The sequence below is a fragment of the Bifidobacterium santillanense genome, assembly GCF_018555385.1.
Classification (GTDB): domain Bacteria; phylum Actinomycetota; class Actinomycetes; order Actinomycetales; family Bifidobacteriaceae; genus Bifidobacterium; species Bifidobacterium santillanense.
This window is the reverse complement of the sequence record NZ_JAFEJS010000022.1, coordinates 1-6,467: the sequence shown is the minus strand read 5'-3', so window position 1 is coordinate 6,467 and position 6,467 is coordinate 1. Positions and strand designations below refer to the sequence as shown.

Annotated in this window: 7 protein-coding genes and 1 rRNA gene; 4 read left to right on the top strand and 4 right to left on the bottom strand. The window is 62.1% G+C overall.

Translation table 11 applies throughout. The features are described from left to right. Positions 1–507 precede the first annotated feature (507 nt). Positions 508–1,122: a recombinase family protein gene (locus JS528_RS11360; RefSeq protein WP_214359149.1), complete on the top strand. Its 615-nt coding sequence runs from the start codon at positions 508–510 to the stop codon at positions 1,120–1,122. Between the two features lie 537 nt (positions 1,123–1,659). Here JS528_RS11360 and JS528_RS11355 read toward each other — a convergent pair. Together JS528_RS11355 and JS528_RS11350 are read right to left on the bottom strand one after the other, a co-directional pair. Next, the gene (locus JS528_RS11355) at positions 1,660–2,796 is read right to left on the bottom strand and encodes an IS1249 family transposase (RefSeq protein WP_214359148.1); all 1,137 of its coding nucleotides are present in this window, start codon (positions 2,794–2,796) and stop codon (positions 1,660–1,662) included. 196 nt (positions 2,797–2,992) lie between these two features. Then, the gene (locus tag JS528_RS11350; RefSeq protein WP_214359147.1) at positions 2,993–3,205 is read right to left on the bottom strand and encodes a zinc ribbon domain-containing protein; all 213 of its coding nucleotides are present in this window, start codon (positions 3,203–3,205) and stop codon (positions 2,993–2,995) included. A gap of 199 nt (positions 3,206–3,404) precedes the next feature. On the opposite strand from JS528_RS11350, the gene JS528_RS11345 reads away from it, so the two are divergent. Next, on the top strand, positions 3,405–3,653 hold the full coding sequence (locus tag JS528_RS11345) for a mycoredoxin (protein WP_214359146.1): 249 nt from the start codon (positions 3,405–3,407) through the stop codon (positions 3,651–3,653). A 229-nt stretch (positions 3,654–3,882) separates the two neighbouring features. On the opposite strand, the gene JS528_RS11340 is transcribed toward JS528_RS11345, so the two are convergent. Then, entirely contained in the window at positions 3,883–4,353 is a 471-nt protein-coding gene (locus tag JS528_RS11340; RefSeq protein WP_214359145.1) for an Hsp20/alpha crystallin family protein, read from the bottom strand. Between the two features lie 865 nt (positions 4,354–5,218). Between JS528_RS11340 and JS528_RS11335 the strand changes: the two genes are divergently transcribed. Together JS528_RS11335 and JS528_RS11330 are read left to right on the top strand one after the other, a co-directional pair. Continuing rightward, a complete protein-coding gene (locus JS528_RS11335) occupies positions 5,219–5,506 on the top strand; it encodes a hypothetical protein (protein WP_214359144.1) in 288 nt (95 codons plus the stop codon). A 91-nt stretch (positions 5,507–5,597) separates the two neighbouring features. Next, entirely contained in the window at positions 5,598–6,212 is a 615-nt protein-coding gene (locus tag JS528_RS11330) for a sugar O-acetyltransferase (protein WP_214359143.1), read from the top strand. A 138-nt stretch (positions 6,213–6,350) separates the two neighbouring features. Here JS528_RS11330 and rrf read toward each other — a convergent pair. Then, positions 6,351–6,467 (bottom strand): 5S ribosomal RNA (gene rrf / locus JS528_RS11325).

The window sequence follows — 6,467 nt, the reverse complement described above, 5'->3', positions numbered from 1 at the left end:
CATGCACGAGACGTTCGGCATCCCCATGAGATACGGCACCGGCATCGACTGGAACGACTTCCACACCCGCGTCGAATGGCCATCAAACGACTAAACCCTCAGACACACATTTTGGCCTATAACCCCAATTCCATACAACGACAGCCCCTGCTTCCGACAGAGGGTGGCCTCCGCTTCTCTTTCGGGCGCGCACGAAAAAGCCCGGCGTATGAGGCCGGGCTTTCAAGGAAAAGAAAGGAGAGAGAAGAAAGAAGGGATTCAGTTATCGCGGTCTTTGCGACCGTGGTTCCCATATAACCGTATGATGTTCAACGCCGCATGGGCGGAGTCTGGGAGTTTCTTGGGAATCTGCGCCCGGTCCCGTTTCCGCAATCGACCGTTTTCGGTACCGGTTCGTGGCAGCCGGCCGATGTCGGCGAAACGCGCGGGATGTGATTCTCAAAACCCGTTCCAAAATCAATGTCCCAAAACCCGTCGATTGTTCCGGGTTATGGTACTTTCGGCGGTATGGAGAAACGATTCGGATACGCCAGGATCAGCACCGCGGGACAGTCGGCCGACCTGCAGATAGACGCGTTGGAGCGTGCCGGGTGCGACCGCGTCTTCGTGGACACCGCGTCCGGAGTCAAGGCGCACCGTCCTGAGCTCGACCACATGATCGAGCTGCTGCGTGAGGGCGACGTGGTCGTCGTCTGGCGGCTCGACCGTCTGGGGCGCAGCATGCAGAACCTCGTCGCGCTGATGAACCGGTTCCAAGAGATGGGCGTCGGGTTCGTGAGCCTGACCGAATCGATCGACACGACCACGCCCGGCGGGATGCTCACGTTCAATCTGTTCGCGGCGCTGTCCCAGTTCGAGCGCGATCTGATCAGCGAACGCACGAAGGCCGGGCTCGAGGCGGCCAGGGCGCGCGGGCGCAGGGGCGGCCGTCCGGCGAAGGTCGGCGGGAAGGACGTCCGTGAGATCCGCAGACTCTACGATTCTCGTATTCTGACCGTCAAACAGATCGCCGATCTGATGCACGTGAGCCGGTCGACTGTCTACCGCGTGCTGAATTCTCGCGATGACGCATCCCGTCACGATGACGCGGGTACGGAAACCACCAGGCCATCCGTAGCGTAGACGACGAAACCTTCGGCGATACGGCTAACAGGCTCTTTCCTCATCCCCGGCCTCCCTCAGAATGGTGGAGTCAGGAAACGTGGGAGCAGAGCTGGCCCTGCTATAGGGGGATAACAGGGCAGTGAAAGTACTCAGAACGGAGCCAGCCGAGGTTTCCGCGTCCTTCACCGGGCGTATGGAATTACCCATACGCAAAGGCGGCATACCCCCAAAAAGTCATTTTTGAAGCGCTGGAAAGCTAAAGGGCATGTCGGCCATCCCGTTTATGCCATGCCCATTTTTGGGGTCTGTTGATGTTCTGGCCTCTAACGCCACCCTGCGGAGGGCTAGTCCGCCACGCGGATTATCGAGGCTATAGCGTCGTTTCCTCGGTCATCAGTAAGCGTGTTACCAGCACGGTGTTATACTGACTGTTGTATTTACTTTTGTATTTACTTTGTTGACCTCGATGTTACCAGCGTCGGGGTCTTTTTTTATCCGGCGAGCCTCAGCCGCGCGGACATCGCGGGTTATAGGCCAAAATGTGTGTCTGAGGGTTTAGTCGTTTGATGGCCATTCGACGCGGGTGTGGAAGTCGTTCCAGTCGATGCCGGTGCCGTATCTCATGGGGATGCCGAACGTCTCGTGCATGCCCTGCGGGCTCCGCTCCCATGCCTTCCTGTAGAGGTTCTCGAGTTGTTGGTCGGTGATCGCGTTCGCGGCCAGCCACGCGTCCGTCTCGGGGCGTTCGGTGTGCTGGTGGCACCACCAGCAGATCGCCTTCAGCCGTCTGATCAGGCGCAGCCCGCGGTGGCGGCGCAGCATGTCGCGCAGGCGCGCGTTCCATGATTCGATGAGGTTGTTGGTGGACGGCACCGGCCCGCCGGCCTCGAGCCCCTCGTCGAGGAACGTGAACAGCTGGCCCTCGCGGATGCGACGGCGGATCATGCGACGAGCCCTGACGAGCCGCTGGTGCATGTCGTTCACGCTGCCGTCCGAGTATTCGCTCTTTTCGTCGAGGAAACCGGCGAAGTCCTGCTCCCACTGGTTGTAGGAGGCCAGCCAGTCGGCCGCGGCGGCGGCGTCCCTGACGCGCGGCAGGGCGACGGCGATCGCCCGCAGCCGCCTGCCGGCTTCCAGGCGCGGCCTCGCGCCGGTCAGCTCGAAGATGTTGGCCTGTACGTGGAACAGGCAGCGCTGGATGCGCGTGCCCGGCCATGCCTCCTTCGCGGCTTTGAGCATCCCGCCGCCCCCGTCGCATACGAGCACGTCCGGCGGCGCGATCCTGGCCATCAGGCACCGCCATGCGGCCGACCGCTCGCCCCTGGCGACGTGCCAGCCGACCACATGGCCCCCGGCCACGGCGATCAGCACCACCGCGTCACGGTGCAGGTGGATGCCGTCCACATGCACCACGCGGTGCACCTCGTCCACCAGCGGCACGGGAGGCCACAGACCCCACATCAGTTCACACCGGCGGCGCAGGGTGCGGGCCGGCAGCCGATGCTCGGCCTGCGAGGACTTCGAGAACAGCCAGTCCAACCCGCACCGCAGGTCACGCGCCCTCGTGTCGTACGAGCGCGACGCCGAGGAGCCGCATCCCGGGTCCTTGCACCTCCAACGGGTTCGTCCCGCCGAGGTGGTGCCGTTCCTCTTCATCTCGCCGCCGCAGGCCGCGCATCCGGGTGTTCTCATGCACCCAGTCAAGCAGACGACATTCAAACACCCGCAGGACCTTGCCGCGCAAGGCCTCACGACCTATTCCGGACACACATTCTGGCCGGCCTTGAAAGTCCCGGCAACCACATTCAAACCAGCGAAACGCCAATCAGCACAAGGCCTCACAAGCCCAAACAGACACACATTTTGGCCTATAACCCGACATCGCGGATCAGCCGCCGATGAGGAAGTCGAGGACGTTCATGCCGGTGTCGGTCTGGGCGCGATACAGCTCGGTGTAGCCGCAGTTGCGGCAGCTGATGGTGATGAACTTCTTGTTCTGGACGTCGAAGAGCTTCGCGAGGTTGCCGCCGGTCGCCTGGAACTGGTCGTTGTCGTATTCGCGGCAGCCGCACTTGGCGCACACGTACTGCAGCTGGTTCATCGTGGTTCCTTTCGTCGTCGTTCGTGGATGCCGTCCACGTTAGCCGAACATGGCGGGGACGGTCATGCGTCCCAAGGATGATTGTCGGACGCCGCCGATCATCGTTCGGGCCGACGGCGGAAACGCGCGGTGCAGGCGTCGGGGCGCTGATACCCTTCTTACGGAACGTCACATGCCATGGATGAAAGGAAGGACGATCATGGCGATCGAGGTGTACGGAGCAGACTGGTGCGGCGACTGCCGTCGCGCGAAGGCGGCGCTGCAGGAGTTCGGCGCCGAATACGTCTGGCATGACCTGGAGAGCGAGGAGGGCGCCGCGGACAAGGCCGTGGCCATCAGCGGGCAGATGCACATCCCGGTCGTCCTGTACCCGGACGGCGCGTTCCAGGTCGAGCCGTCGTCGACCGACATCAAGGCGAAGCTCGGGGAGCTGGGACTGCTGAAGTAGCCGGGGCGTACGGTTCGTGGTCTTCGGGGAATAAGGAATCGTCGTGTCGTCGCCGGCATATCGGCGGACGCTCTGAAGACGACGAAAGGCGCCCGCACGACTCGTCGGGAAGTCGTGCGGGCGCCTTTCAGGCTAGGCTTTGTTTCCCGTCGCCCGTCGGCTCAATCCGGACGGGACGTATAGACGGGCGGCGTGCCTGTATGTGATGCGCGCGTCGGCGCGGAAGGCATCAGCCCTCGATGGCGATCTGGTGCTTGGATTCGACCTGCGGCGCGGCCTGCATCTTCGGAACCTGAATGCACAGCGTGCCGTTGTTGTACGAGGCGTGGATGTCGGATTCCTTGACCTGGTCGCCGACGTAGAAGCTACGAGAGCAGGAGCCCGCGTAGCGTTCGCGACGCAGCCACTTGCCGGAATCGGACTGGGCGTCGTCGCTCTTGTCCTCGTGTTCGCCGCTGCGGGTGGCGGACACGGTCAGATAGCCGTTGTTGAGCTCGAGGTTGATGTCGTCCTTCTTCATGCCGGGCATGTCGATGTCGACGTCGTAGCCCTTGTCGGTCTCACGAACATCGGTGGACATCATGTTGGCGGGCATGACGGTGCTCATGCCGTTGTCCGTGTTGCGCCAACCCTCGAAGAACGGGTCATCGAACAGATCCGAGAACATCGTGTCATTCATCAAAGCCGGAAACATTGCCATAATCGGTACTCCTTGACTAGGAGGGAGCGCGGCTTGGCTACCGTCGTCCGCATCGCGCCGCCTGCCGTGGCGGTGTTCGTGCGACGGATATCGTGGCCGGTTCCGGAACCTCTCCCGAGGCTCTCACCTTCGCCTTTCACTCCCCTCAATCCCATCGAGGGGGATTCATTCCGGAGTTTTACCCACGGTGAACACTGGAGCTGATCCAGCCGATCATCCTTTCCGTCGCGGTCGTTCCGAGGTCTTCGGACGACGAGAAAGCCCGGCTGATCGGGCCGGGCTTCAAGGAGAGAGGAAGAAGAAAGGATCCGGGTTCGCGCTCCGTGTATCACCGCCTTTCCGTGTGTTCGTTCGTTGGCTCATATATAACCTCGCGAACTTTGGCGGAGCGTGCGCATGACCTGCGAATCGTGTGGGAATGCGGTTCCGGAATCATGTGAGCCGTCGGACCGGAGGCGATGGGCTCGAAACGAGATGAGCCCGGCGGATTGGGCCGGGCTCATCTCGGAGAGAGGAAGAAGAGAAGAAGAAAGGTTCAGTTATCACCGCCTGTGTGGCTGTGGTTCCATATAACCGCACCGTCTTCAACGTGTCATGCGCGGCGCCTGAGAGTTTCTTGGGAACGGTGTGCCGGCCGTGTGCGCAGCGTGCCGTTAGAACGCGATATGGGCGGCGAGAGCGCGTCGGAGACGTCGGCCTCGGCGGGCATATGGGGACACGGCGCGACGTATGACATAATGGCCATGACGGATGAAGATCGGTCGGATTCCCAAGTCTTTCGACGGTGATGGACCGTACGGAACGAACCCGTCACGGGTGCCGGACCGATCACGGTCCGACGGAAAGAATCGACGGAAGGATTCGGATGGTCGATGATCGCCGTTCCCTACCGGCGATGACGGGGTTGGCGCTGTTTGCGGTCTCGTCATGTTTCACCGTCATGGGATCGATGCTGCTGATTATGGAATGCGTGGCCGTCGGATTCATCGTCTCCCTGGTCGCGACGGTCCTGTCGACGGTCGGCGTGCACGACACGATCCACCACGGTCGCAAAGGCCTGGGCATCGCCTTCTGGACGTTGCTTCTGTCGCTGGGATTGCTCGCGTACACCGGCGTCATAACGCTCCCGTGGCTCCTGCGGATGCTGTCCTAGCCGCGCGATTCCACATGATCGGTCCGCACGTATCATGAAGGCATCGCCACCACGGCAGTCCACGGAGCAAGGATAGGTAAGGAGCCCCGTCATGACCGTGCCGCAATCGGTACTCGACATCATGCACTCGCCCGGCGTGTACTTCTGGGACGACGCATCGATGGGCGCCGCCCAGCGGGAGCAACGTGATCTGCTGTACGACATCAATGCGCTGCGCGCCGACGACCCCGCGCGAGAACGGCTGTTGCACCGGTATTTCGGGGAGATGGGCGAGGACGTGTGGATCGAGCCTCCGCTGCGCGCCAACTGGGGGATCTCGACGCATCTGGGCGACCACGTGTACGCGAACTTCAACCTCACGCTCGTCGATGACGGCGAGATCTTCATCGGCGACCACACGATGATCGGGCCGAACGTGACGCTTGTGACCACCGGTCATCCCGTCCGGCCGGATCTGCGTGAGCGGCTCGCGCAGTTCTCCGAACCCATCCATATCGGACGTAACGTATGGATCGGCGCGAACGTGACGGTGCTGCCCGGTGTCACCATCGGTGACAACTCGGTCATCGGCGCGTGCAGCCTGGTCACGAGGGACATCCCGGCGGATTCGGTCGCATTCGGCTCGCCGTGCCGTGTGGTGCGCAAGATCGACGACCATGACCGCGAATGCTATTGGCGCGATCGCCGTATTCCGGACGATGTCTGATCGACGGTACGAGAAAAGGCCGCGGGACCCTGTCGAGCCAGGGCATCGTGGCCTTCGACGCATATGTGCATGTGTCTTTGAAAGATATGATTTGGGCCCGGGAGCTGTTGCTCTACCGGGCCCAAATGTGATGTTTGGTAGCGGCGACGTGCTACTCTCCCACATCCTCTCGGGTGCAGTACCATCGCCGTGCAAGGCCTTAGCTTCCGGGTTCGGAATGGGACCGGGCGTCTCACCTTGGCTATGGTCGCCGCA